Here is a 24724-nt window from a genome sequence, read left to right as displayed (position 1 = left end):
GTTATTTTTTTTCTATTCTGATTTATGGGGATTCGTTTTTGTCAATTCGATAAGATTAAAGATTAAAACGAAATAAAAAATATCAAAAAAATAACGCTATAGCGTTTTGACAATCAATCGTTTAAAAGATTTTTATTTAAAATTTAATTTTTCATCGTAATTTCAATCAGCTGATTATCAATTTTTTGATCTGTTAAAAAAATATTAAGTAATCAAAAAAGACAGTTATGCATTTTATTTGTTTAATTTGTCAAAATTTATTTCGCATATGGATAAAAAAGTAGATGCCGACTCTGTTGCAAAAAGCGAACAAAATGCAATGAATGCAATCACGATTGACTGCGTTGTTTTTGGTTTTGATGAAGGAAGTCTGGAAGTACTTTTAGTCCAGCACGCAGAAGGTATCAGTAAAGGAAAATGGGGTTTACCCGGCGGATGGATTTATAAAAAAGAAAGTACTGATGATGCTGCACATCGTTTATTAAACGAACTTACGGGTTTAGATAACATTTATCTGGAGCAGTTAAAAGCTTTTGGAGATCCGGATCGTTTCCCGCTTCGACGTGTTATCACTATTGGATATTATGCGCTTGTAAAAAGAGAAGATTATAATATTAAAGCGGGTTTTACAGCTTCTGACGCCAAATGGTACAAAATCAACAGTATACCTGATTTAATTTACGATCACAACGAAATTTTATCTTATAGTATACAAAATCTTCGCAACCGCGTTCGTCAGGCACCTATTGGATTTAATCTTTTACCGGAAAAATTTACTTTGCTGCAGTTAATGCATCTTTATGAAGAAATTCTGGGAATTGAAATGGATAAATCTAATTTCCGCCGAAAAATTCTGCATATGAAATTATTGGTTGCTTTAGACGAAAAACAGCAGGATGTTTCACACAGGGCGGCAAAATTATATAAGTTCGATCCTGATATTTACAAAAAACTGACTGAAAAAGGTTTCAATTTTGAATTTTAAAAAACAAGCATAAAGGCTAAAATGGCAACAGTATCTTCTACAAAAACTTCTAAAACCGAAAGCAAATCTGCTTTAAATAATGCGACAGCAATTGACGGAATTTCAATTGACTGTGTCATTTTTGGTTTTAAAAAAGAAAGTCTTGAAGTGCTATTGGTTCAGCATGCCGGCGGAGAAAGTGAAGGAAGCTGGGGCGTATTAGGAGGATGGCTGAAAAGAGAAGAAAGTGCCGATGATGCTGCGCAGCGTATTTTGTATGAACTTACAAGTCTGGATAATATATATCTGGAGCAGTTAAAGGCTTTTACAAACCCGGGTCGTGTTCACGATCGCCGCATTGTAACTATTGGATATTATACACTAGTAAATCAGGAAGATTATAATGTTAGAGCTAGTATAGCGGTTCGTGAAGCAAAATGGTGTAAAATAAATGAGGTTCCGAATTTAATTTTTGACCATAACGAGATTTTAAATTTCAGCTTACTGCAGCTTCGAAACCGCGTTCGTCAGGCGCCAATTGGTTTTAATCTTTTACCTGAAAAATTTACTTTACTGCAATTAATGCATCTTTATGAAGAAATACTGGGAATTGAATTGGATAAGTCTAATTTCCGCCGAAAAATTCTGCATATGAAGCTGCTTTTGGCACTCGATGAAAAGCAGCAGGATGTTTCGCACAGAGCTGCAAAACTCTATAAATTTGATGCCGAAATCTACAAGAAACTGACTGAAAAAGGATTCAATTTTGAGTTTTAATTAAAAAATTGAATTCTACGATTTAACTATCCATCGTACATCATTCCAGAATCCAAAACTTTGCGCTATCTTTGCCCCTTAATAAGAGGCGTTAAAACAATTGTTATAGCGCAATTTGCATCCAAAAAAACACTTAAAATCGATTAGAGAACTGATATATTAAAATGAAGAAGATACGTAACTTTTGCATTATTGCACACATTGACCACGGTAAAAGTACACTGGCAGACCGATTATTGGGCGCTACTCAAACTGTTACAGCTCGTGAGGAAAAAGCACAATTGCTTGACAACATGGACTTGGAGCGCGAGCGCGGTATTACCATTAAAAGTCACGCCATACAAATGGAATATACTTATAAAGGTGAAGAATATATCTTAAACTTAATCGATACTCCGGGGCACGTTGACTTTTCATACGAAGTTTCTAGATCGATTGCTGCCTGCGAAGGTGCACTTTTGATTGTTGATGCGGCACAAAGTATTCAGGCGCAGACTATTTCTAACTTATATTTGGCTTTAGAGAATGACTTGGAAATTATTCCGGTTTTAAATAAAGTTGATTTACCCAGTGCTAATCCAGAGGAAGTAAGCGACGATATTATTGATTTATTAGGATGTAAATTAGAAGATATTATTCATGCTTCTGGAAAAACTGGTTTTGGTGTTGAAAATATTTTAGCAGCTATTATCGAAAAAATTCCTGCTCCAAAAGGAAATCCTGATGAACCGTTACAGGCTTTGATTTTTGACTCGGTTTACAATCCGTTTCGTGGAATCGAAGTTATTTTTAGAGTTGTAAATGGTGAAATTAAAAAAGGTCAGAAAATTAAATTCATGGCTACGGACAATGAATATTTTGCTGATGAAATTGGAACTTTAAAATTAAATCAAGTTCCTAAAAGCGTAGTTTCTGCCGGAGATGTTGGTTATTTGATTTCTGGAATTAAGGAAGCGCGCGAAGTAAAAGTTGGTGATACGATTACGGATGCAAAAGTTCCAACTACGAATATGATTACTGGTTTTGAGGACGTAAAACCAATGGTATTTGCCGGAATTTATCCTGTTGATACTGAAGATTACGAAGATTTACGTTCTTCGATGGAGAAATTACAATTGAATGATGCTTCGTTAGTATTTACTCCTGAGAGTTCTGCAGCGTTAGGGTTTGGTTTCCGTTGCGGATTCTTAGGAATGCTTCACATGGAAATTATCCAGGAACGTTTAGAGCGTGAGTTCGATATGACTGTAATTACTACAGTTCCTAACGTTTCGTATTTGGCTTATACTAAAAAAGAGCCTGAAAAAGCATTAATTGTAAACAATCCTTCTGATTTGCCGGAACCTTCAAAACTGGACAGAGTTGAAGAACCATATATTAAAGCTACAATTATTACAAAATCTGATTTTGTTGGAAACGTAATGAGTTTATGTATCGAAAAACGTGGTTTAATTACAAACCAAACGTATTTAACAACTGAAAGAGTTGAATTGAATTTTGATATGCCTTTGGCCGAAATTGTATTCGATTTTTACGATCGTTTAAAAACTGTTTCTAAAGGTTATGCTTCTTTTGATTATTCTCCTATCGGAATGAGAACTTCGAAATTAGTTAAACTTGACGTTCTTTTAAATGCTCAAACTGTTGATGCGCTTTCTGCATTGATTCACGAAGATAACGCGTATAACATCGGTAAAAAAATGACCGAAAAATTACGTGAATTAATTCCGAGACAGCAATTCGATATTCCAATTCAGGCTGCAATTGGGGCTAAAATTATCGCTCGTGAAACTATTAAAGCACTTCGTAAAGACGTTACTGCAAAATGTTACGGTGGAGATATTTCGCGTAAGCGTAAACTTCTTGAAAAACAGAAAAAAGGTAAAAAACGTATGCGTCAGGTAGGAAACGTTGAGATTCCGCAAGAAGCGTTTATGGCTGTTTTGAAATTGAATGATTAATTTTTTTAGAAGAAAGAATCAAGATAATAGAATATAGATTTAAACCCGATGACTTACGTTATCGGGTTTTTTATTTTCTTTTGCGTTATGGATTTTCCCCACACAGATTGGGGAGAGACACACTGCAGTGCATCTACGTAAAGTATGTCGACAACAGCAAAACCAAACGGAATAAAATATGGATTTACTGGACGTAGACGCACTGCTGTGCGCCTCTACGGATATACTTTGTGAAAATATATTTCTACTATGTCTATTTCCCCACACAAAATTGGGTAGAGACGCACAGCAGTGCGTCTACGCAAAGTATGTCGACAACAGCAGAAACCAAAACGGAATAAAATATGGATTTACGAGACGTAGACGCACTGCTGTGCGTCTCTACAGATATACATTATGAAATATTTCTAACCTGCCTATTTACGACACAGAATTGTAGAGACGCACAGCAGTGCGTCTACGCAAAGTATGTCGACAACAGCAAAAACCAAAGGGAATAAAATATGGATTTACTGGGCGTAGACGCACAGCTGTGCGTCTCTACAGATGTAAATTATGGATAATTTAACCAATGAATCTGTCCTAATTTGGGACAGGTTTTTTATTTCTTTAAACTCTGAACCTTTGTATCTTTGAACTTTGTAACTTTTCAAAAAACCTCTAAACCTTCAAAAGAAAAAAATGCTCGACGAAAGCCCAAAACGATTTGACCGAATTGTTGCCATCCTGATTCAATTACAATCTAAAAAAATTGTAAAAGCACAGGAATTGGCCGATCGTTTTGATTGCAGTCTGAGAACAATTTACAGAGATATTCGAACTCTTGAAGCTTCGGGAGTTCCTATTTACAGCGAAGCCGGAGTTGGTTATGCTTTGATGGAAGGTTACCGACTTCCGCCAGTAATGTTTACACGCGAAGAAGTAAGCAGTTTTATCGCTGCTGAAAAACTGATGCAGAAATTTACCGATCCATCTTTAGGAAATCATTATGCATCGGCGATGTATAAATTGAAATCCGTTTTGCGAAGTACTGATAAAGATTGGGTTTCAAACATAGAATCACGAGTTGTAATGAGCACAGCGGAGCCAATGTTCAATGATAATTCACCTAATACTTTATCGCTGCTTTTTGAAGGTATTGCAGAGAAAAAGCAGATTTTACTTTTGTACAAAACTTTTGACGCCGATGAAACTACACAAAGAAACATAGAGCCTGTGGGCGTTTTTCACGATAATAACAATTGGTATTTTTTAGGATATTGCCATTTGCGACAAGATTATCGTCAGTTTAGAACAGATAGAATTCAGGGTATTAAAAAAACAGATTGTGATTTTACAATCGAACACGATGCTTTAGAAACTTATTTAAATAAAACAGAAACTTGCCCAACGACAAAAGTCCGTATTTTAATTGAGAAGAAAATTGCAAGATATTTGTCCACCGAAAAAAAATATCACGGCTTTATTTCTGAAAAAGAAATCGACGACAAAATAGAAATGACGTTTATGTGCCGCGATATTGACAGCGGTTTTCCGCGTTGGTTTTTAATGTTTGGAGATCATGCTGAAATTCTTGAACCGCAAATTTTAAAAACGCGAACTTTAGAATTACTGGAAATCAACAGACAAAGACTTTTATAAAAAAAACTCCCGAGAGATTATCTTTCGGGAGTTTTTTATTTTATTTCTGTTTTACAACATTATAAAAATTATAATCTGTATTTGAGGCGTCGGTAATTCCGATGTTTCGGCCCATTGTTACAATCTGGCCTCGGTGATACGTTCCGTGATTAATAACCTGGATTAAATAATCGGCAATTGGCTGTTCGCATTCAAACCACGGATTAACGATTTTAACTTCTTTAACTAAATCTTCTTCTGACAATGAATTGATAAGATGTTTCAATTTTGTCGATGAATTTAATAAGCCTGCAAAGATTTCTTCTTTAGATAATTCGGTTTCCGGTTTCTTTTCTGACATATCTTTTTCAGCAATAACAGAAAACCAATATTCTTCAGTAGACCAAATATGGTCGAGTGTTTTTACAATTGTTGAAAAACTCGAAGGTACTTCTGCATAGAGCAATTCATCAGATTTCGGCGAAAGCCAATTTATAAATTGCTGATTTACCCATAAATTATAATCTGCATAATTGGTCATTATCTTTTTTAAACTCATAGCCATTAATTTTAGATTTATTCAATAAAGTTACAATTTTATCAGATTATCTTTCCCAAAAAAATGGTGGTTCGATATTTAAAGCTCTTAAATATACATAAGCCTGTCCACGGTGATGAACTTCATTATCAATAAAATATAAAATATTCTGAATAACAGGAAACTCATATTGTCCAAAAAGATTAAAAGTTTCGCTGAAATCTTCAATAGACAATTGTTCCCAATATTTATTGATTTCTGCTGTAGCTTCATCCCATTTTTCAAGATACTGCGCTTTAAAAATCAATTTTTCTGCTCCTTCTGAGAACGGTGCGGTTTCTTTAGTTACAATTCCTTTCAAACCTGGAACCGCAATTGCTAAAAGTTCATCAACTAATTTTGCAAAAGGACGCATTCCGCCAATTGAAAATTCGAAGAAATCTTTCTCTGGAAAAATTTCAATTAAACGACGTGTAAGGGCGCGGTGACCTTGCCAGTGTTTCAATAAATCTTCTGATGTAATTACTTGTGCTTCTAATGTTTTCATGATTTTAAAGTTTTTAAATTTCTATACTTCAAAAGTAAAATGGGCTGGTGACAACAGTTTGTCAGCAGGAAAAAATTATTTTAAAATATTTTTTTCCTGTTGCAGAAACACACCGTAGAGACGCATTGTATAATTGTAGAGATGTATGGTAGAGACGCACAGCAGTGCGTCTCCCGCAACGTAACCCCAATTTATTTTATAGAAAAAAAGAGCAATGAATAGTATTGGGAGCAAATTGTGGTTACTGGATCTTAGACGCACTGCTGTGCGTCTCTACAATACATTTGTACCAAATAAACATGCTATAAAAAAACTTAACACCTTAGAATTTCAGTCCCTATAGCTATCGGGATAGCATCTTTAAAAAAAACCTTTGTACCTTTGCCCCTCACAAACTTTGGAACTCAAAAAAAATGATCGAAGATAAAAATCCGCAGCGTACCAGTTTAGCACAATTAGGCGAGTTTGGCTTAATTGACCACTTAACCCGAAATTTTGATGTTACTCAGGAATCTACTTTAAAAAGCATTGGCGATGATGCCGCAGTTCTTGATTTTGCGGCTAAAAAAGCCGTTATTTCTACAGATTTATTGATAGAAGGCGTACATTTTGATTTGGCTTATATGCCGTTGAAACATCTGGGTTATAAATCAGTTGTAGTAAACCTATCTGATATTTGCGCCATGAATGCGAAACCAACTCAAATTACGGTTTCTGTTGCTGTTTCTAACCGTTTTCCGTTAGAAGCATTAGAAGAATTATTTGAAGGGATTACACACGCTGCAAAAGAATATAAAGTTGATGTTATTGGAGGAGATACAACCTCATCTCAAAAAGGATTAATTATCAGCATTACGGCAATTGGTGAAGCAGATGAAAATGAAATCGTTTACAGAAACGGTGCAAAACAAACTGATTTATTAGTTGTAACCGGAGACATTGGTGCTGCCTATATGGGATTGCAGGTTTTAGAGCGTGAAAAACAGGTTTTTCAGGTAAATCCAAACAGTCAGCCAGATTTAGATCCTTATACGTATTTGGTCGAAAGACAATTAAAACCAGAAGCAAGAACTGATGTTCGCACACTTTTGCATGCTCTTGAAATTAAACCAACTTCGATGATCGATATTTCTGACGGATTATCTTCAGAGATTATTCATTTGTGTAAACAGTCAAAAGTGGGTTGTAATTTATATGAAGATAAACTGCCATTAGATCCGCAGTTTATTTCGACTTGCGAAGAATTTAATATCGACAGTACAACGGTTGCTATCAATGGCGGAGAAGATTATGAACTTCTTTTTACTATTGATATTAAGGATTTTGATAAGATTAAAGGAAACCCAAACTTTTCAATAATTGGACATATGGCCGATGAAAGTGAAGGCGTTCATTTAGTAACTCGTGCCAATACTAAAATTGCTTTAAAAGCTCGCGGCTGGGATGCTTTGAGTGAATAAATGATTCTTTAAATTTTCAATAAAAAAATTCCAAATTCCAACATGATTATCAGTTTTGGAATTTGGAATTTTTTATTTGGAATTTCATTCTAAAAAAGCCCTTTGCCTTTTGCTTCTTTTACTAAATCATCATCAGAACCGGATCGTATTTTAAGCAGTTCTTTAAGGCTTGTTCTGCGTTTCTCGATTTCGGTTATCGAAATAGGAATGTATTGCGGCATTTCCTCAACTTCGGTTCCTTTTGATAAGTGAAATAAAATTTGTTTATCAAACTCATCAATTTCTATTGAATTGTGCGGTGATTGATTGAGCATTTTTACGACAGACTGACTGTAATATTTTTCGCTTTTCATTACTTTATCAAATGCAAAAAGCAATTCATCAAAAGTCAGATCGTTTTTAATAATTAATCCGTTTGGGTTAATTGTTCTTATGATTGTTTTGATTTTGAGCAGTTCTGTGTACATTGTCAATAAAACAATTTTGCAGTACGGCATCTTCTTTAAAATCAATTTTGCCAGGTCTTCACCAGAAAAAAGGTTTTTTTCTTCATAAGCCGGCATACTGATATCTAAAAAAGCGATTTCAAACTGCGGCGTATTTTCGTCTTCTAATAATTCATAAGCCGATCTACAGTCGTGCGCCTGCGCAATTATAAAATCATATTCTTTTGGGTTATACCGTGTTATTGCATTTTTATACCCTTCGATGATAAAAGGGTGATCATCAACAATTAAAATGTTAGGCTGAATTAATTCCGAATTTGGGTCTTTGAAATTAAGTGTCATTTGTCTGTAGGTTTATTTTTTGATCAATTGGAACTTTGACAACTAAGAGTGTTCCTTCTCCTTTAGCAGATTTTATGGCAACGGTGCCTTTACATTCTGCCGCTCGATATTCAATATTATGCAATCCAATTCCATTTTTGGTGCGTTTGGTATTAAATCCAACTCCGTTATCCATAATTGACAAAACCAAATGATCAATTTCGCTTTTAAATTCCACCTTAATCGTATCTGCCTTTGCGTATTTATTACAATTTTGAAGTGCTTCCTGAACAATTCGGTATAAATTGATTTTAACCATATTGTTTACAAGCTCCCATTTTATATGGGAATCAAAAGATGTTACCAGTTTTGATGGATATGTATTCTTTTGATTTTCAAATAGCTTTTTTAATATTACGACAAAGTTATTTATTAATTCAGATTTTTCTCTATTTAGGTCATGCGAAATTTCCCTAATATCTTCTTCAATATGTTTTAGCTCTGCCAGATATTTTTTTCGTTTTGCGGCGGCTTGTTCTTCATCCATTTTATCTAAACTATCCAAGCTTATTCGAATACCAAACATTCGTCCTAAAACGCCGTCGTGTAATTCCTGTGCTACTTTTTTCTTTTCTCTTATTCGGGTCGATTCAATTTCATTTTGCTGCGAAATCATTAGATTATAAACATCTTCATTTGCAATTTGCTGCTGTTGTTTAAAAAGTAATTCCCGGTTTTTTGCCTGCTGTGTTTTGTAAACATAAAAAAACAAACCTATTAAAGTACAAATACTAAAAACATAAACCAGCGTTTTATTCTTCTCCTGCAAACTTGAGTTCTGATCTTTTATTTCATTCGTTTCGTATTCTATACGAGAGAATTTTTCTCCCATCTTGCGTTCTGCTTTCAGCATTTTATCATTAAGCTGAATATATTCTTTAGAATATTTAGAGGCATTTTTAGGATCAACAATAGCTGTTTGTTTAAGCGCTTCTAAAGTGTTTATTAATTTACTGTTTGTTCGTGATAATGTTAAGGCTTGTTTTGATAATTGCAATGCTTTAAAAGTATCTTTTTTAAAAGCAAAATACTCTGACAAATGTATTTTACTCGAAACTACTCCGGATGTTAGTCCAAGACTGTCCCGGATTTTTAAAGATTCATAAAACAAATCAGGTAATTTATTTGATTCTTTTAGTTTGAATTTAGCATAACCCAGATTATCAAGCAAAATTGCATATAAACTTGCTCTGTCTTCAAATAGTTTATCTTCTTTTAAACCTCTTTCAAAAAAAACTTTTGCCTGTTTGTAGTTCCCCATTTTCAGATATATAAAACCTACATTATTTAATGAAGCGGCTTTATACTGAAATATTGAGGATATTGATTTGTCTTCTAAAGTTTTTAAGGCTTTATTTTGAAACTCTAAGGCTTTTGAATATTCTTCTCTTTCATTGTATAATATGCCCAGCAAATTATAGCTTTCATAATAAAGGTCATTTGCTTTCTGCAGTTTCTTTAAGCTGCCCAAAGCTTTAAAAACGGCAATTTCGCTTTCGAAAAAATCACCTTCGTTATATTGCAGGCTTGCTTTATTTAAAAATGTTTTTGCCAGATTATACTGGTCATTCAATTTTAGATAAAGTTTTTCTGCTTTAAAATAATGCATAAAAGCACTGTCTGAAACAGATTGTGATGCATAATAATCTCCCAGATAAGTATAGGCTTTTGCCATATGCAATGAATCTTTAGACTTTTGTGTTCGGTCTAAAATCAGTTTGGTGATCTTTAAATAATCTTTCCAATCGCTCATATTGTAGTAACGATTAGCAACTTTAAACAGATTTACTTTATTAAGCGAATCATCTTTTTGATTTAAAATTATATGTAACGCTCTTTGATTGTAATTCTGTTTAATATCTAAAGGAAGATTATTTTCATTTGCTAATGAAAGATAGGTAGAAAGGCTATCTACTAAAGAAATTGTATTTTTATCTAATTCTTTTTTCTGGTTACAGGCCATAAAAACAAAGAATAGAAGTAATAGTATTTTACAATTTTTTTTCAATTGCGATTTTGTGTTTTCATCAAAAATACTAAAACTATTCACACAAAAAAAAAGCTGCCAAAAAATTGGCAGCTTCAATGCTTATTTAAAATGTAGTTAGTCTACTTTTTTATCTGTTCCGATAGATTGATTAACACTCGAAAAACCTAGTTGTTTGTTTACTGCATGAAAATCTTGTTTCTTTTGACCTCCTGTTGCTCCTCCGTCAATTGTTGGTATTCTTAATTTTTCATTTGAAACGATATTTGGGTTTGCAAATGAAGTTGCTACTGCTACTAAAGAAAATAATCCGAATGTTAAAGCTGTCTTTTTCATAACTCTTAATGTGTTTAATTTGATTTTTGTATTTGGGGTTTTTGATTGCTTTTGTGAGCGAATCATGGTGTAAAACTAACACCATAACCCAAAAAAATCTATATGAAAAAATAGCTTCGTGGTAGAACGTACCCAATTGATAGTCAATGGATACCAAATTTATGTAACCAGCTAATTACTAGATCTCTAGATAATTACCTTTTGAGAAATCAGCAATAATTAAATCGACGTTTGCCTTGTAGGTTTTTGAAAAAGGAATCTTTTTTGTGGAGTTTTTTATATAACAAACTGAGTTTCCGTTATGAATTCTTGCAATGTAGTTGCGATTAATAATATAACTGTTGTGAATTCGAATAAACGGATAGGTTAACACCTGTTCAAAATGTTTCAGCGTTTTGAAAGCAGTTACCATATCACCCGAATTTAAATAGATATCGGTTGAATTATTATCGGCTTGAAAATAACAAATATCGTCTGCGTTAATATAACGATGATCACCGTACGATTTAATGCAGATTACAAGTGGTTTATAAAACTCTTGATTTGTGTTTTGATCTGGAATTACGATAGGGGTGTTTTCTGTTCTTAAAACAGGTATTTCATTATCAACACTTATCTCAGGTCTGGTTTCTATAGATCGCGTTTCTTTGGGCTCTAAAAACATCTTTTCGAACTTTAAAAGCGTTTTTAGTAAATCTATATGGGTTAAAGGTTTTATGATGTAATCAAAAACGTTGTATTGAATGGCTTCAAAAGCCAAATCTTTTTTAGTTGTGGTTACAATGATTTTTGGGATAATTGATAAATACCGGTATAATTCGCCAATAAATGAAAGTGATAAATGACTTAGTGAATCTTGGGGATCAATTTCTAAAAACACAAAGGAAGGACGGTGTTCTAAAACCAAATTAAGTCCCTGACGGTAATTCGTAGCTGAAGCAATAAAAGTTAATTCTGAAAAACCTTCTGCAACGATTCTGGTTTTCAAAACACTTTCAGCGTCATTGTCAACAATAATATACGAATACTTCTTCAACTTTAACTTTTATTGATTTTTCATAACTTCCTGACAGCGTTTCTTCAATGCTTTAAAAAAATATTTGTAGGCATAGAAAATGCCCAATTAAATTTAAGCATTTCAATTATCCAAACATTCTATTGTTGATAGATTAATCGATTATGTTAATACATAAAGATGAAATGCTAAAAAACTCGTCGAAACGCAGGATTTAAAATTAAAAAAATCCCAAACTCCACAGAGGAATTTGGGATATTAATATCATGTTAATTTTAAAATTACATTTTCATCAACCAGTTTTTCATCGAAACTTCGTTTTCAATAATACCTCTTAATTCAGATATCTTAACGCGATCTTGTTTCATTGTATCTCTATGACGAATTGTTACTGTTTCGTCTTCAAGAGTTTGATGATCTACTGTAATACAAAATGGTGTTCCTAATGCATCTTGTCTTCTGTAACGACGGCCTACTGCATCTTTTTCATCATACGCCACATTGAAATCCCATTTTAAATCTTCGATGATTTTTTTAGAAACTTCCGGTAAACCATCTCTTTTAATTAATGGTAAAACCGCAGCCTTTGTAGGCGCTAAAACTGCTGGTAATTTTAGTACTGTTCTTGTTGAACCATCCTCTAAAGTTTCTTCTTGCAACGATGTTGCAAAAACTGCTAAAAACATACGATCAAGACCTACAGACGTTTCTACTACGTATGGCACGTAGTTTTCGTTTAGTTCAGGATCAAAATATTGCAGTTTTCTTCCTGAATATTGTTCGTGCGCTTTTAAGTCAAAATCGGTACGAGAGTGAATACCTTCAAGTTCTTTGAAACCAAAAGGGAAATTAAACTCAATATCTGCAGCTGCATTTGCGTAATGCGCTAATTTTTCGTGATTGTGAAAACGGTAATTCTCTTTCCCTAATCCTAAAGATAAATGCCAGTTTAAACGAGTTTGTTTCCAATGCTCATACCATTGCATTTCTTCTCCCGGACGTACAAAAAACTGCATTTCCATTTGTTCGAATTCACGCATACGGAAAATGAATTGTCTTGCAACGATTTCATTTCTAAACGCTTTACCTGTTTGAGCAATTCCAAAAGGAACTTTCATACGGCCTGATTTCTGAACATTTAAAAAGTTCACAAAAATACCCTGCGCTGTTTCCGGACGTAAATATAAATCCATTGCAGACTCTGCAGAAGCTCCAAGTTTAGTTCCGAACATTAAGTTGAATTGCTTAACGTCTGTCCAGTTTCTTGAACCAGTTTCAGGATCAGCAATTTCAAGCTCTTCGATTAAAGCTTTTACATCTTCAAGATCTCCATTTCCTAAAGAACGTCCTAAACGCTCTCTAATTTCTTTTTCTTTTGCTAAATATTCAACTACTCTGGCATTTGTAGTTACAAATTCCTGTTCGTTGAATGCATCACCAAAACGAGCTTTTGCTTTGTCAATTTCTTTTTGCGCTTTTTGGTGAATTTTTTCAGCAAAATCTTCCACTAAAACGTCAGCTCTATATCTTTTTTTAGAATCTTTATTATCAATTAACGGATCATTGAAGGCATCAACGTGGCCTGAAGCTTTCCAGGTTGTTGGATGCATTAATATTGCAGCATCAAGGCCCACAATATTTTCATTCATCTGAACCATTGATTTCCACCAATATTCACGGATATTCTTTTTTAATTCGACTCCATTTTGTGCATAATCATATACTGCACTCAATCCATCGTAAACTTCGCTTGACGGAAAAATAAATCCGTACTCTTTTGCGTGCGAAACCACATTCTTAAATAAATCTTCTTGTTTTGCCATAGTAATGCAAAAATATAAAAAGTACTTATAAAAAAAAGAAAAATAAAAAAGATTGAAGTTTAAATTTGGTTAGTTTTGTAACTAAATTCTTTCTATTTGTGTTTAATTTTATAATTGATCTCTTTTTCCCTAAAGTTTGCTCTGGCTGTCGTGCCGTTTTAATGACAAACGAAACCGTTTTATGCACGAATTGTCGTCATGAACTGCCTCTAACTCAATATTATTTAGATTCAAATAATGAAGCCGTCAAAAAGTTTTATGGTAAAATAGAAACCGAACACGTTTCTGCCTTTATTTATTTCATTAAAAAAGGAATTGTTCAGGAACTCATTCACAACCTGAAATATAAAGGCCACGAAGAAATTGGAACCGTTTTAGGAAATTGGTATGTAGAGGATTTAAAAGAACTGAAACTTGATACGCCATTTGATGCAGTAATTCCCGTTCCCTTGCATCCGCGAAAATTTAAGGAGCGCGGTTACAATCAGGTTACCACTTTTGGAAAGGCTTTAGCCGAAGGTTTGAAAATTCCGTATAACGGCTCGATTTTATATCGAAAGAAATATTCTAAAACACAATCAAAAAAGAATCTCTTGGGAAGATCTGAAAACATCGAAAATATCTTTGATGCAATTTCAACCGAAGAAAATCATAATAAACATTTTTTAATTGTTGATGATGTACTTACAACCGGAGCAACACTCGAAGCTTGTTCAAGGGCATTATTAAAAATTCCGGGAACAAAAATCAGTATTGTTTGTATGGCGATGGCGAACTCTTAAAAAAGGAAATTCCAAATAAATAATAAAATTCCAATAAAAAAGAAATTCCAAATTCCAATTAAAACTTGGAATTTGGAATTTAAAATATTGAGATTCAATAATTTTAGTTGACTATTATTTTCTTAACTGTTCTTCTGTTTCCATCAATAACAGTAACTAAATAAATTCCTGCCGAAACATTTGGAAGCTGAATGTTTTGATTAAAATCTCCAGATGCTGCGAAGGTTTGGGTGTAAACACTTTTTCCTAAAATATCGTGTACAAAAACCTGAACATTATTTGATTCACTTGCAAATTGGACTGTAAAACTTCCTTTATTTGGATTTGGATAAAGTGCAAAATCAAGAGTTTCAAAATCGTCTGTTCCTAAAGTAAATGTTTTGGTACAGATGTTGACTGATGCTGAATTTATTGTTCCAAACATTCCCGAAACAGCGTCACGAACTCTAAATGTCCATGTTCCCTGTTGTGTCTGCCCATTAAAAGCACTCAATTCATTAACCGGAATAACAATTTGTTCTGTTATTTTGCTGCAATCTAAAGCATTTCCTGAATCATCAAAATTAAGAATCAATGTCGAATTTAAACTTGGACATGATTTATTAAACAAACGAACTGTTGTTCCCTGCGGACTCACGATTTGGATTTCAAGATCAGATAATCGTTCGTGCGTAACATTTACCAAAACATTTACATCTGAAATTGTTCCTGTTGCACTTGGAACACTAACTGATTTTGTTGTATAACTTGTTGAAGCTATAATATTAAAAGGACTTTCAAAACTATAGGTATTACAGCTTGTTGTTGTTGTATACCCAATAGCAAAAGGTTTGCTGTTTAAAGTATAATAGATATTTGCCGTTGGTTCAATAAGAAGTCTGCAATTTGTAGACGAAGGAATACTGGCAGGCAGAGCAATAACTTCTGAACCATCATTTGGTGTATTAGCCGCTAAAGTGGTTGGAAAAGTTAAACCGCCATCTGTAGAAAGTTTGATATTTACTAATGAAGATCCCTGCAGATTATTCGTATTGTTAACGCTCCAGGTAATAGTTTGACTTGAGCCTTGCTGCCAGCTTACATTATCGCCATTATGCGATGTTACTGCAAAAGGTCCGGCTGTTGAAACCACATTAACAAACATTGCACTTGTATTGGTCTGCGCTGTACCTAAAGCTGCATTGTCCCTTCCTGTTAAAGTAAAATTTAATGTTCTGGCAATAGACGAAACAGACTCCCAAGTTGTCGTCAATTTATTTTGTAATACGGAATCATAACTTGGAAAATAACGAACAGGAGAAGTTGTTGGAGCAAATGATCTGAACAAAGGCCCGTCTGGTTTTGTTGGATATGCAATACTGTTTGCTTCAGATGTCGTAGTAGCATTATCATATTCTTCCCAAGTGTACGTGATAATATCCCCTTCTGGATCTGAACCGGTTCCTTTTAAAACAAATGGTGTACCAATTGGGATCGTATAATTACTTCCTGCACTAATTACAGGCGGATTATTGGTTAAATTGGTGCTAACCGGACAGCTTTTTCCAGCAAGCGTATTCTGAATCTGTAAAATACTTGCATATGCAAAATAGTCGTCAGAATTATTTTGAATATCATAATCACCCGTAACTCCGGCATATCCCATTATTGTAGAACCGCTTCCCGGCTCAACATTTACTGATGTTCTTTCACCTGAATCGTATGAAAAAGTATGATTCGCACCCAGTTGATGTCCAAATTCATGTATCACAAAATCAATATCAAAAGTATCGCCTTCAGGTTTTCCGTCTGAAGGAGACGTGAAAGCACTTCCTTTTGCTAAAGGATCACCTGTTGTTGGATTTGAACAAATACAACCTATGCAGCCGGCATTTCCTCCTCCGCCAGAAGCTCCGAATAAATGTCCAATATCATAATTACTATTTCCTATAACATTTGTCAACGTTGTTTGAACTTCCTGATTCCATGCGCCATCTGCACCATCTGAAGCTTTAGAATAAGGCTGAGTTGCAACATTGGTATAAATTACAGCATCATTATTGGCAATTAAAACCAGTTTTAATGCTAAATCTTTGTTTAAAATGCCGTTGACTCTTGTTAGTGTTGCGTTCATTCCTGCTAAAGCTCCTGCTTTTGTTCCACCAAAATACGCTGTATATTCTGCTGTACAGGACAATGCTAAACGAAGTGTTTTAAAAACTTTATTATTAGATGTTGTTTTTGCAGTTTTTCCTTCTTTGTTATTTATAACGGCATCTATAGTTTTACATACTAATTTTACTTTTGAAGCTGCATCTTTTGAAGAAAACAAAATATATTCTGCCTTGTTATCTGGGTTTTGCTCTATAAACTCAGTCGCTTTATCAGCTCTAAAAAGCATTGTTTGAAGTCCTCTTGGCGAAAGACTAAAATGTATTTTTGCCGATTTATCGTCTAAACCACTTCCTTCATAAGCTCTAATTTCTGGATATTTTGCCTGTAGTTCAGGATCAAAATTTGAAGATTCCCAAACCTGAAATCTTTCTAAAACTCCTTTTGCATTTGGAATCGTAATTTCGGCATTTGAAATTAACGAAGATTTTTGAGTTGTTTTGGCCAATTTTGCCGTTAAGGATTCTGTATTTAATTTATAATACAGTTTATCAGAATCAGTTACTGAAGCTTTTTTTCCAGAGACTGAAACCGAATTAACCTTTTGCCACAGGTCGTCATTTTGGGCATGAAGTTGTACAAATGAAAAGATAATCAGAAAATAAAGTAATTGTTTCTTCATGCTTAGTGATATTTTTATGAAATCAAATTTAGTCGAATTAAATCAAATTCTTACATCTAAACGACATTTAACGTTTTTTAGTCGACGAATCAGTAAATTTTTCGACAAAAGAAGGATAATATTCCTAAAAAATCAATTGCCCTTAGTACAAAATTTAAAATAGATAGTATAAATTTGCAGCATCTTAAATAATTTGTTTTGAAGCTCTTTCATTCTATAAACGATTTCCATTCGACCAAGAAAACAATTTTAACTCTTGGTACTTTTGATGGCGTACATATTGGTCATAAAAAAATTCTGGAAAGAATTACTCAAAACACGGAAAATGGAAAATACGAAAGTTTAGTACTTACATTTTTTCCGCATCCGAGAATGGTTTTACAAGAAAAATCAGAAATAAAATTGCTGAATACTATTGCTGAAAAAACAAAACTTTTAGAAGCAACCGGAATTGAAAATTTAGTTATTCATCCGTTTAACGAAAGTTTCTCAAGATTAACTGCCGAAGAATTTGTGAGCACTATTTTAGTTGATCAGTTTCATATTCAAAAAATAATTATTGGCCACGATCATCGTTTTGGAAGAAACAGAACGGCCAATATTGATAATTTAATTGCTTTTGGTGCCGAATATGGTTTTGAAGTGGAACAAATTTCTGCAGAAGAAATACAAGATGTTTCTGTTAGTTCTACCAAGATCAGAAAAGCTTTAGACGAAGGAAATATGGAATTAGCCAATGAATATTTAGGCTATGACTATTTTTTGAGCGGTGAAGTTGTAAAAGGAAAACAATTAGGAAGAACAATAGGTTTTCCAACAGCAAATATTCAAATTGAAGAGGAATACAAATTAATCCCTAAAAATGGAGTTTATGTTGTGAAGGCTTTGATTGATAATTTGGAAGTTTTCGGAATGATGAACATCGGCTTCAATCCAACAGTAAATGGCCAGAAACAAACTATCGAAGTAAACCTTTTTGATTTTGATGCTGATATTTACGGTAAAAAAATTGAGGTTTCATTATTGCAATATCTTCGCGGAGAACAAAAGTTTGGCTCACTTGATTTGCTGAAAGCTCAATTAAATCAGGACAAACAAGATTCTTTAGATTTTGTGAGTAAGCTTCAATAATTATATTTCAATTGATATAATTACAATATGTATAGTCCCTACTGGACAAAATGGAATGGTTTATAATGTATTTCTACCGATATTAAATCTCTACGAGATAAACTCCGTTAGGAGTTAATATCGGTAGCAAAAAAATACCACACCTGTATTAATGTCCTGTAAGGACTTCACTCGAGATTCTTTGAGTAACTTCAACAAATAAAATATATAGTCCCTACGGGACAAAATAAATACTTGAAAATTATATTCTACCGATATTAAATCTCTACGAGATAGATTTGTTAGGAATTAAAAATCAACTGCAAATATTACGCATCTGATTTCCATCATTATAATCTCTCTAGAAATACTCCGCTAGGAGTCAAATATCGGTAGCAAAAAAATACCACACCAGCATTAATATCCTGTAAGGACTTCACACGTTTCAACAAAAACATTCTTCTAAAACGTTATTTCTTGATCTATAAGATTTTACCAATTTTAGATCATCGTAGTTATTTTTTTAGTAAATTTGATATAGGACTCTGTTTCCCAAACATTTACTATTAACTTCTTTAAAAATAACCACTATGAAATTACCTAAAGAAATAACAAACGGTTTTTTAATATTCCTCGGAATTGGCATTTATTTTTTATTGATGAATTTATTAGGTCTGGCAGATTTGTTTTACCTGCGTACTCTCAATGTTTTTTTTATATTTTATGGTGTAAACAGAACCATGCAAATGAATCTTCATGAGGGAGAAACTGGTTTTGTATCAAATGCTGTGTCAGCTATGACAACTTCTGTTGTTGGTGTATCACTAAGTGTTTTAGGATTATTAATTTACAGCTATGCACGAGGCGGAGATGCTTATGTAGGAACATTATCTGAAGCTTTTATGTTTGGAGGAAATCCTTCTGTGCCAACTTATTGTATTTGTCTGCTTTTTGAAGGGCTCGCTTCATCGGTAATTGTTACTTTAATGATGATGTTATACTGGAACAATAAATATGCTGCCGATTAATTATTCAAAATAAAAACAACCATTTAAGCGCTCAAAAATCATAAAATTATAGGTTTTTATGATTTTTGAGCGCTTCTTTTTTAAAAGACTTGCCAAATATTCAATTACAACAATCAGTGTTGTTGGTTACTACAATTTAATTACTTTTAAAACTTCAAAAAAAATTGTATCCATGAGCATAACAAAACACAATTGGACAAAAGACGAAATAATAGCAATCTATAATAAACCACTAATGGATTTGCTTTATGAAGCTGCAACGATTCACAGACAAAAACATGATCCAAACGTCGTTCAGGTTTCTACTTTATTATCAATAAAAACAGGCGGATGTCCTGAAGATTGTGGTTATTGCCCACAAGCTGCAAGGTATAATACCGGAGTTGAAGGAAATGACTTAATGACGGTGAGCCATGTAAAAGCTCAGGCTTTAAGAGCTAAATCCAGCGGATCTTCCCGCGTTTGTATGGGAGCTGCCTGGAGAAATGTAAAAGATGGTGAAGAATTTGATCAGGTTTTAGAAATGGTTCGTACGATCAATAAACTTGATATGGAAGTTTGCTGCACTTTAGGTATGCTTACAGAAAATCAGGCGCAGCGTTTAGCCGAAGCTGGTTTATATGCTTACAATCATAATTTAGATACTTCTGAAGAATATTATAAAGATGTAATTTCTACGCGCGGTTTTGAAGACCGTTTACAAACTATCGAAAATGTTCGTAAAACAAACGTTACGGTTTGCAGCGGTGGAATTATTGGAATGGGAGAAAGTATTGAAGACAGAGCCGGAATGCTTGTTGCGCTTTCAACTTTAAATCCGCAGCCGGAATCTGTTCCTATTAACGCTTTAGTTGCTGTTGAAGGAACTCCGATGGAAGAAGAAAAACCGGTTGAAATCTGGGAAATGATTCGTATGGTTGCTACAACCAGAATTGTAATGCCGGAAACTCAAGTTCGTTTATCTGCCGGAAGAACTAACATGACTCGTGAAGGTCAGGCAATGTGCTTTTTTGCAGGAGCAAATTCGATTTTTGCCGGAGATAAATTATTAACTACTCCAAATCCTGATGTTAGCGAAGATATGAAGATGTTTGAAATGTTAGGATTGGTTCCGCAAAAGCCTTTTATAAAAGTTTCACAGCCAAAAACAGTAGAAGCTGCTGATTCTCAATTTAATTCTTTAGGAGAAAAACCGAGATGGTCAAGACCCGGACATACAATTGAAAGAAACGTTGAAGCTTCGATCAAATCAAAAATTTAGGCAAAAGAGTTAAAAAACTTCAATAAAATTTTTTAAATTGCTTATGACACAGAGTTATAAGCAATTTTTTTATTTATAAAAATGAAGTTAAAACAGATAGAAAGGGTCAAAAAAATCTCTAAGGAAGATTTTATTTCCCAATATGTAAAAAAACAAATCCCGGTTGTTGTTGAAGAACTAACGGAAGACTGGCCCGCTTATCAAAAATGGAAATTATCTTATATTAATGATATTGCCGGTGATATTACGGTTCCTTTATACGATGATCGGCCTGTAAACCATGAAGAAGGTTTTAATGAAGCTCATATGACAATGAAAATGAGCGATTACATTAACCTTTTGGAATCAAAACCTACCAATTATCGCATTTTTCTTTACAACTTAATGAAAGAAGTGCCACGGTTAAAAAATGATTTTTTATGGCCGGATATTGGACTAAAGCTTGTTAAGCAATTACCAATGTTGTTTTTTGGAGGCGAAAATGCCAGAGTATTTATGCATTACGATATTGATTACTCGAACATTTTGCATTTCCATTTTCATGGAGAAAAACAATGTATGATTTTTGCGCCAGACCAGTCAAAGTATATGTACAAGGTTCCGCATGCTTTGATTTCGAGGGAAGACATTGATTTTGATAATCCTGATTATGAAAAATTTCCTGCGCTTAAAAATGCTGAGGGATATATCACTAATCTTAAACATGGAGAAATGCTGTATATGCCCGAAGGTTACTGGCATTATATGAAATATTTGACTCCCGGATTTTCAATGAGTCTGCGGGCTTTTCCTAAAAACATCGTGAATTTATCTACAGCTGCATACAATGTTTTGATTATGCGCCATTTTGATATTATGATGCGGAAATTTAAAGGACAGAAATGGATTGACTATAAAAATAAAAAAGCAATTCAAAACACGCATGAAAACCTTCGGAAGAGTGCTTAATAAAAATAAAAGCCGGCTGCAGAATTAATTTTACAGCCGGCTTTTTATTTCAGTTTATAAATTAATGAAACGTAATTTTTCTGGTGGTTGTTTTTCCGTTTTCCAAAGTCACTTTTACAATCAAAACCTGATCTCCTGACTGCAGATTTGGAATCTGTAATTCGGTATTTTCAATCTTTTTATTGTTGTAAATCAATTTTCCTGAAATATCAAAAATGGAAACTTCTTTTATATAATCATGCGTTGAATTTACTTTAATGTTTTTATTCTTAACCGAAACAAAAAGATTATTTTCCTGATTTTCAAAATCATCAACTCCTAAATTTACTGCAGCATATTTCAAAACAAAGCGGTCCAGAAAAGTTCCTATTGATGTATTAAAAGTGTATTTTCCTGTTTGCAGATTATGTGTCGTATTGTTCCATTTATCTTCTAAATAAATAGCATGATTTGCTAAATCACCATCTGCATGGTCTATTGCTATTGAAAATTCGCCTTCAATTCCAGATCTGTACCCTAAAGGAACAACATCAGTATCTTGAAAAGGTACGGCGCGGCCCTGAACCGTTAATTTTCTTCCTTCGTTAATACTGTAAAAATCTACATATATATTTCCGTTTATGGTAACTCCATCATAATTATTGTCCCAGGTATCAGTTGCTCCTTCTATATATCCTACTAACAACTGTTTAAAAAGCCCCTGAGTATTTGTCATATTAAGCCAGACTCTGTGTTTTTCAATTGTTTCTTTATTGCTTTCTGCTGTTTTAAAAAACTGGCTGTTGTTTCCGGGAATTCTCATTGAATTTGTAAAAACAGCGTTTCCAGTAGTTTTTGCTTTTACGAAAAAAGCCTGACCAGCTGCTATATATCCTAATGGAGGAGTTTGATTTCCGGGTGTTCCTGCTCCTTGTCCACTCAGGCTGCCTACACTTGTACTTCCGGTTAAATTATAAATAGCATAATCATCGCTATTATAATTAAATTGAGCATCACCGGGAACAGAGCTGCTTGGTGCGGAGTTATGAGTCCAAAAATATAATGTTCCATACAAATTGGCCGCATTATCAAAAATAAATTGATCTGCATATATCGCCGAAGGATATGGATTGCCAAGCAAATGAGATTTCTCTGCAGCTACTAAAGGAACGGTAATTGTACCATTATTAGGAACTCCTTCTAAAAATGAATTATAAACTGAAGGAGCGGTGATATCGAAATTTTGAGGTGCTCTGACAATATAACCATACCCAGGCCTCATTTCCATCGTTCCATTATAATTTATTATCCATCCACTAATAGCATTATGGCTATAATACTTATCTGATAATGTGTTTGGTGACAAATCGTGTAATGTAAAAGCCGGTGTACGCACAATTGGCGAAGACCAATACGTAAAATCATATCTTCGAACTGGTGTGGTGTTTCGTTTATATATAATGTTACCTGTATTTACGACATTATTAACCTGCATTAAACTGGCATTATTTTCAAAAGTCAATAAACCTCCGTTGTTGCTCACTGAATTGGTAATCGTTAAAGTATGATTAGAATTTACGGTAACATTTGCACCTGCATCAACAACACAAGAACAACCACTCAAATCACCAGTTGTAGAATAATTACCTGAAAACCGAACTGCATCTGTAACTATGGGCGGACTTCCTTTTGACCAGCTTGTACCGTTCCAAATATTTGTAACCGGAGCTTTTATCTCCAGATTAATAGTTGGTAAAGAAGGACAAATATTTATATCATGTATCGTAAAAGTATAATTTCCCGGAGCTAAATTTGTTATTGTATAACTAGTTCCTGATGAAGTATAGGTTTGAGAAACTGTTCCGTTTTGCGTAATTGTCCAATTTGGGGATGCTAGTAAGCCGGTCAGATGTACACTTCCGTTTGGATTAACACAAGTTGGCTGCGTAATAATTGCTAATATTGGTGTAGAAGGTTTTGGTTCCACATCAATTCTTGTTTCTATTGCAAATTCTTCAGGGCAAGTTCCGTTTTTTACCACAGCTCTATAGCTGGTACTTGTTGTTAATACTCCCGGCTGATACATATTAGATGTATTTGCAAAAGGCTGCCAAACATATGGAATCGCTTCTGCATATTCCCATCTTACAATTGTTCCCGTATAATCTGTCAAAGTTAATAACGGACTTGGATCTCCTGCACAAATATGATTTCCTCCATGCACTGCACCACGTTCCGTTTTTGTTACCGTTGTAGTATTGCTTGCACTTGTATTTGAGGCACATCCTATTGAAGAATAACCAACAGTTACTGTTTTACTTCCAGCGTTAAGCCATTGTAATGTTACGGTATTACTTGATGCAGATAAATCTCCTGAGGTAATAATATAATCTGTATTCAAAACTCCCGGAACATTCCAGACATAATTTGATTGTCCGGTTTGAGTCGTATACGTAACATCTGTATTTACACAAACAGAAGCTGCGGGCTGCGTTGTAAATGTTGGCGTTGGAATTGGATTAATTGTTATTGCTGCTGAACCTCCGGTAAAACCAGAATTTCTAGCACAGGTATTTGCACCCGTTACTGAAACTAAAGTATAAGTTGTCGTTGTGATAACTGGGGTTGTAAAAGTGGCGAATGGAGTTCCGCTTACAACTCCTGAAGCCGTGCGATCTGCTCCACCATTTTCTTTATAAACAACTGTGTATAGGCCAGTTCCTGAAGTAGCAGTAAATGTCAATTGTCCCGCCCCAGTTGCACAAAACGGACCGTTAGCCGTTAAACTTCCCTGTGGTAATGGATTTACTGTTATTGTAGTTGAACCTGCTGTAAAACCAGAACTTCTAACACAGGAATTTGCTCCTGTTACTGAAACTAAAGTATAAGTTGTTGTTGCGGTAACTGGCGTTGTAAAAGTGGCGAATGGTGTTCCGCTTACAACTCCCGTTGCTGTGCGGTCAGCTCCTCCGTTTTCTTTATAAACAA

At 34.1% G+C, this 24724-nt stretch carries 19 protein-coding genes; 10 read left to right on the top strand and 9 right to left on the bottom strand.

What is annotated here, in order from left to right; genetic code table 11:
• The first annotated feature begins 268 nt into the window (after positions 1-268).
• The 4 genes from APR43_RS19795 (at position 269) to APR43_RS19780 (ending at position 5343) form a co-directional block, all read left to right on the top strand.
• The gene (locus APR43_RS19795; protein WP_053473427.1) at positions 269-985 is read left to right on the top strand and encodes an NUDIX hydrolase; all 717 of its coding nucleotides are present in this window, start codon (positions 269-271) and stop codon (positions 983-985) included.
• A 21-nt stretch (positions 986-1006) separates the two neighbouring features.
• Positions 1007-1741, top strand: coding sequence for an NUDIX hydrolase (locus tag APR43_RS19790; protein WP_053473428.1), 735 nt, complete (start codon positions 1007-1009; stop codon positions 1739-1741).
• Between the two features lie 164 nt (positions 1742-1905).
• Positions 1906-3702, top strand: a complete 1797-nt coding sequence (lepA, locus tag APR43_RS19785; protein ID WP_053473429.1) for a translation elongation factor 4 — start codon at positions 1906-1908, stop codon at positions 3700-3702.
• A 681-nt stretch (positions 3703-4383) separates the two neighbouring features.
• Positions 4384-5343 carry a helix-turn-helix transcriptional regulator gene (locus APR43_RS19780; protein WP_053473430.1) on the top strand — a complete coding sequence of 320 codons (960 nt, stop codon included), beginning with the start codon at positions 4384-4386 and terminating at the stop codon, positions 5341-5343.
• Positions 5344-5383: 40 nt separating this feature from the next.
• Here the strand turns inward: APR43_RS19780 and APR43_RS19775 are convergent, their stop codons facing one another.
• Positions 5384-5881 carry a DinB family protein gene (locus APR43_RS19775; protein ID WP_053473455.1) on the bottom strand — a complete coding sequence of 166 codons (498 nt, stop codon included), beginning with the start codon at positions 5879-5881 and terminating at the stop codon, positions 5384-5386.
• Positions 5882-5927: 46 nt separating this feature from the next.
• The gene (locus tag APR43_RS19770) at positions 5928-6407 is read right to left on the bottom strand and encodes a DinB family protein (RefSeq protein ID WP_053473431.1); all 480 of its coding nucleotides are present in this window, start codon (positions 6405-6407) and stop codon (positions 5928-5930) included.
• A 413-nt stretch (positions 6408-6820) separates the two neighbouring features.
• On the opposite strand from APR43_RS19770, the gene thiL reads away from it, so the two are divergent.
• A complete protein-coding gene (thiL, locus tag APR43_RS19765; protein WP_053473432.1) occupies positions 6821-7867 on the top strand; it encodes a thiamine-phosphate kinase in 1047 nt (348 codons plus the stop codon).
• Between the two features lie 89 nt (positions 7868-7956).
• Here thiL and APR43_RS19760 read toward each other — a convergent pair whose 3' ends face one another.
• The 5 genes from APR43_RS19760 to APR43_RS19740 all read right to left on the bottom strand — a co-directional run bounded on the left by APR43_RS19760 (position 7957) and on the right by APR43_RS19740 (position 13855).
• The gene (locus APR43_RS19760; protein WP_053473433.1) at positions 7957-8655 is read right to left on the bottom strand and encodes a response regulator transcription factor; all 699 of its coding nucleotides are present in this window, start codon (positions 8653-8655) and stop codon (positions 7957-7959) included.
• The gene (locus tag APR43_RS19755) at positions 8645-10657 is read right to left on the bottom strand and encodes a tetratricopeptide repeat-containing sensor histidine kinase (RefSeq protein ID WP_053473434.1); all 2013 of its coding nucleotides are present in this window, start codon (positions 10655-10657) and stop codon (positions 8645-8647) included. Before APR43_RS19755 ends, APR43_RS19760 begins: the two co-directional genes overlap by 11 nt.
• Positions 10658-10798: 141 nt before the next feature.
• Positions 10799-11017, bottom strand: a complete 219-nt coding sequence (locus tag APR43_RS19750; RefSeq protein ID WP_123924579.1) for a hypothetical protein — start codon at positions 11015-11017, stop codon at positions 10799-10801.
• Positions 11018-11195: 178 nt separating this feature from the next.
• The gene (locus APR43_RS19745) at positions 11196-12053 is read right to left on the bottom strand and encodes a LytR/AlgR family response regulator transcription factor (RefSeq protein ID WP_053473436.1); all 858 of its coding nucleotides are present in this window, start codon (positions 12051-12053) and stop codon (positions 11196-11198) included.
• 260 nt (positions 12054-12313) lie between these two features.
• Positions 12314-13855, bottom strand: a complete 1542-nt coding sequence (locus tag APR43_RS19740; protein WP_053473437.1) for a glycine--tRNA ligase — start codon at positions 13853-13855, stop codon at positions 12314-12316.
• 161 nt (positions 13856-14016) lie between these two features.
• Between APR43_RS19740 and APR43_RS19735 the strand changes: the two genes are divergently transcribed.
• Positions 14017-14637, top strand: a complete 621-nt coding sequence (locus APR43_RS19735) for a ComF family protein (protein ID WP_053473438.1) — start codon at positions 14017-14019, stop codon at positions 14635-14637.
• Positions 14638-14740: 103 nt separating this feature from the next.
• On the opposite strand, the gene APR43_RS19730 is transcribed toward APR43_RS19735, so the two are convergent.
• Complete coding sequence (locus APR43_RS19730; protein WP_053473439.1) at positions 14741-17410, bottom strand: reprolysin-like metallopeptidase; 2670 nt, start codon at positions 17408-17410, stop codon at positions 14741-14743.
• A gap of 198 nt (positions 17411-17608) precedes the next feature.
• On the opposite strand from APR43_RS19730, the gene APR43_RS19725 reads away from it, so the two are divergent.
• The 4 genes from APR43_RS19725 to APR43_RS19710 all read left to right on the top strand — a co-directional run bounded on the left by APR43_RS19725 (position 17609) and on the right by APR43_RS19710 (position 21757).
• Positions 17609-18541 carry a bifunctional riboflavin kinase/FAD synthetase gene (locus APR43_RS19725; RefSeq protein WP_053473440.1) on the top strand — a complete coding sequence of 311 codons (933 nt, stop codon included), beginning with the start codon at positions 17609-17611 and terminating at the stop codon, positions 18539-18541.
• 569 nt (positions 18542-19110) lie between these two features.
• On the top strand, positions 19111-19548 hold the full coding sequence (locus tag APR43_RS19720) for a hypothetical protein (RefSeq protein ID WP_053473441.1): 438 nt from the start codon (positions 19111-19113) through the stop codon (positions 19546-19548).
• A gap of 172 nt (positions 19549-19720) precedes the next feature.
• The gene (gene bioB / locus APR43_RS19715) at positions 19721-20809 is read left to right on the top strand and encodes a biotin synthase BioB (RefSeq protein ID WP_053473456.1); all 1089 of its coding nucleotides are present in this window, start codon (positions 19721-19723) and stop codon (positions 20807-20809) included.
• A gap of 81 nt (positions 20810-20890) precedes the next feature.
• Positions 20891-21757 carry a cupin-like domain-containing protein gene (locus APR43_RS19710; RefSeq protein WP_053473442.1) on the top strand — a complete coding sequence of 289 codons (867 nt, stop codon included), beginning with the start codon at positions 20891-20893 and terminating at the stop codon, positions 21755-21757.
• A gap of 61 nt (positions 21758-21818) precedes the next feature.
• On the opposite strand, the gene APR43_RS19705 is transcribed toward APR43_RS19710, so the two are convergent.
• Positions 21819-24724, bottom strand: a 2906-nt coding sequence (locus APR43_RS19705; RefSeq protein WP_088636431.1) for a T9SS sorting signal type C domain-containing protein, incomplete at its 5' end; no start/stop codon positions are given.

Source organism: Flavobacterium sp. NLM, assembly GCF_002210235.1.
GTDB lineage: Bacteria > Bacteroidota > Bacteroidia > Flavobacteriales > Flavobacteriaceae > Flavobacterium > Flavobacterium panici.
Note: the sequence above shows the minus strand (reverse complement) of the source record. Positions and strands in the feature narration are given on the sequence as shown.

Excerpts from the sequence above, each read along its gene's own strand:
- APR43_RS19795 (WP_053473427.1), top strand. The coding sequence starts at position 269 with ATGGATAAAAAAGTAGATGCCGACTCTGTTGCAAAAAGCGAACAAAAT.
- APR43_RS19790 (WP_053473428.1), top strand. The coding sequence starts at position 1,007 with ATGGCAACAGTATCTTCTACAAAAACTTCTAAAACCGAAAGCAAATCT.
- lepA (WP_053473429.1), top strand. The coding sequence starts at position 1,906 with ATGAAGAAGATACGTAACTTTTGCATTATTGCACACATTGACCACGGT.
- APR43_RS19780 (WP_053473430.1), top strand. The coding sequence starts at position 4,384 with ATGCTCGACGAAAGCCCAAAACGATTTGACCGAATTGTTGCCATCCTG.
- APR43_RS19775 (WP_053473455.1), bottom strand. The coding sequence starts at position 5,881 with ATGAGTTTAAAAAAGATAATGACCAATTATGCAGATTATAATTTATGG.
- APR43_RS19770 (WP_053473431.1), bottom strand. The coding sequence starts at position 6,407 with ATGAAAACATTAGAAGCACAAGTAATTACATCAGAAGATTTATTGAAA.
- thiL (WP_053473432.1), top strand. The coding sequence starts at position 6,821 with ATGATCGAAGATAAAAATCCGCAGCGTACCAGTTTAGCACAATTAGGC.
- APR43_RS19760 (WP_053473433.1), bottom strand. The coding sequence starts at position 8,655 with ATGACACTTAATTTCAAAGACCCAAATTCGGAATTAATTCAGCCTAAC.
- APR43_RS19755 (WP_053473434.1), bottom strand. The coding sequence starts at position 10,657 with ATGGCCTGTAACCAGAAAAAAGAATTAGATAAAAATACAATTTCTTTA.
- APR43_RS19750 (WP_123924579.1), bottom strand. The coding sequence starts at position 11,017 with ATGAAAAAGACAGCTTTAACATTCGGATTATTTTCTTTAGTAGCAGTA.
- APR43_RS19740 (WP_053473437.1), bottom strand. The coding sequence starts at position 13,855 with ATGGCAAAACAAGAAGATTTATTTAAGAATGTGGTTTCGCACGCAAAA.
- APR43_RS19735 (WP_053473438.1), top strand. The coding sequence starts at position 14,017 with ATGACAAACGAAACCGTTTTATGCACGAATTGTCGTCATGAACTGCCT.
- APR43_RS19730 (WP_053473439.1), bottom strand. The coding sequence starts at position 17,410 with ATGAAGAAACAATTACTTTATTTTCTGATTATCTTTTCATTTGTACAA.
- APR43_RS19720 (WP_053473441.1), top strand. The coding sequence starts at position 19,111 with ATGAAATTACCTAAAGAAATAACAAACGGTTTTTTAATATTCCTCGGA.
- bioB (WP_053473456.1), top strand. The coding sequence starts at position 19,721 with ATGAGCATAACAAAACACAATTGGACAAAAGACGAAATAATAGCAATC.
- APR43_RS19710 (WP_053473442.1), top strand. The coding sequence starts at position 20,891 with ATGAAGTTAAAACAGATAGAAAGGGTCAAAAAAATCTCTAAGGAAGAT.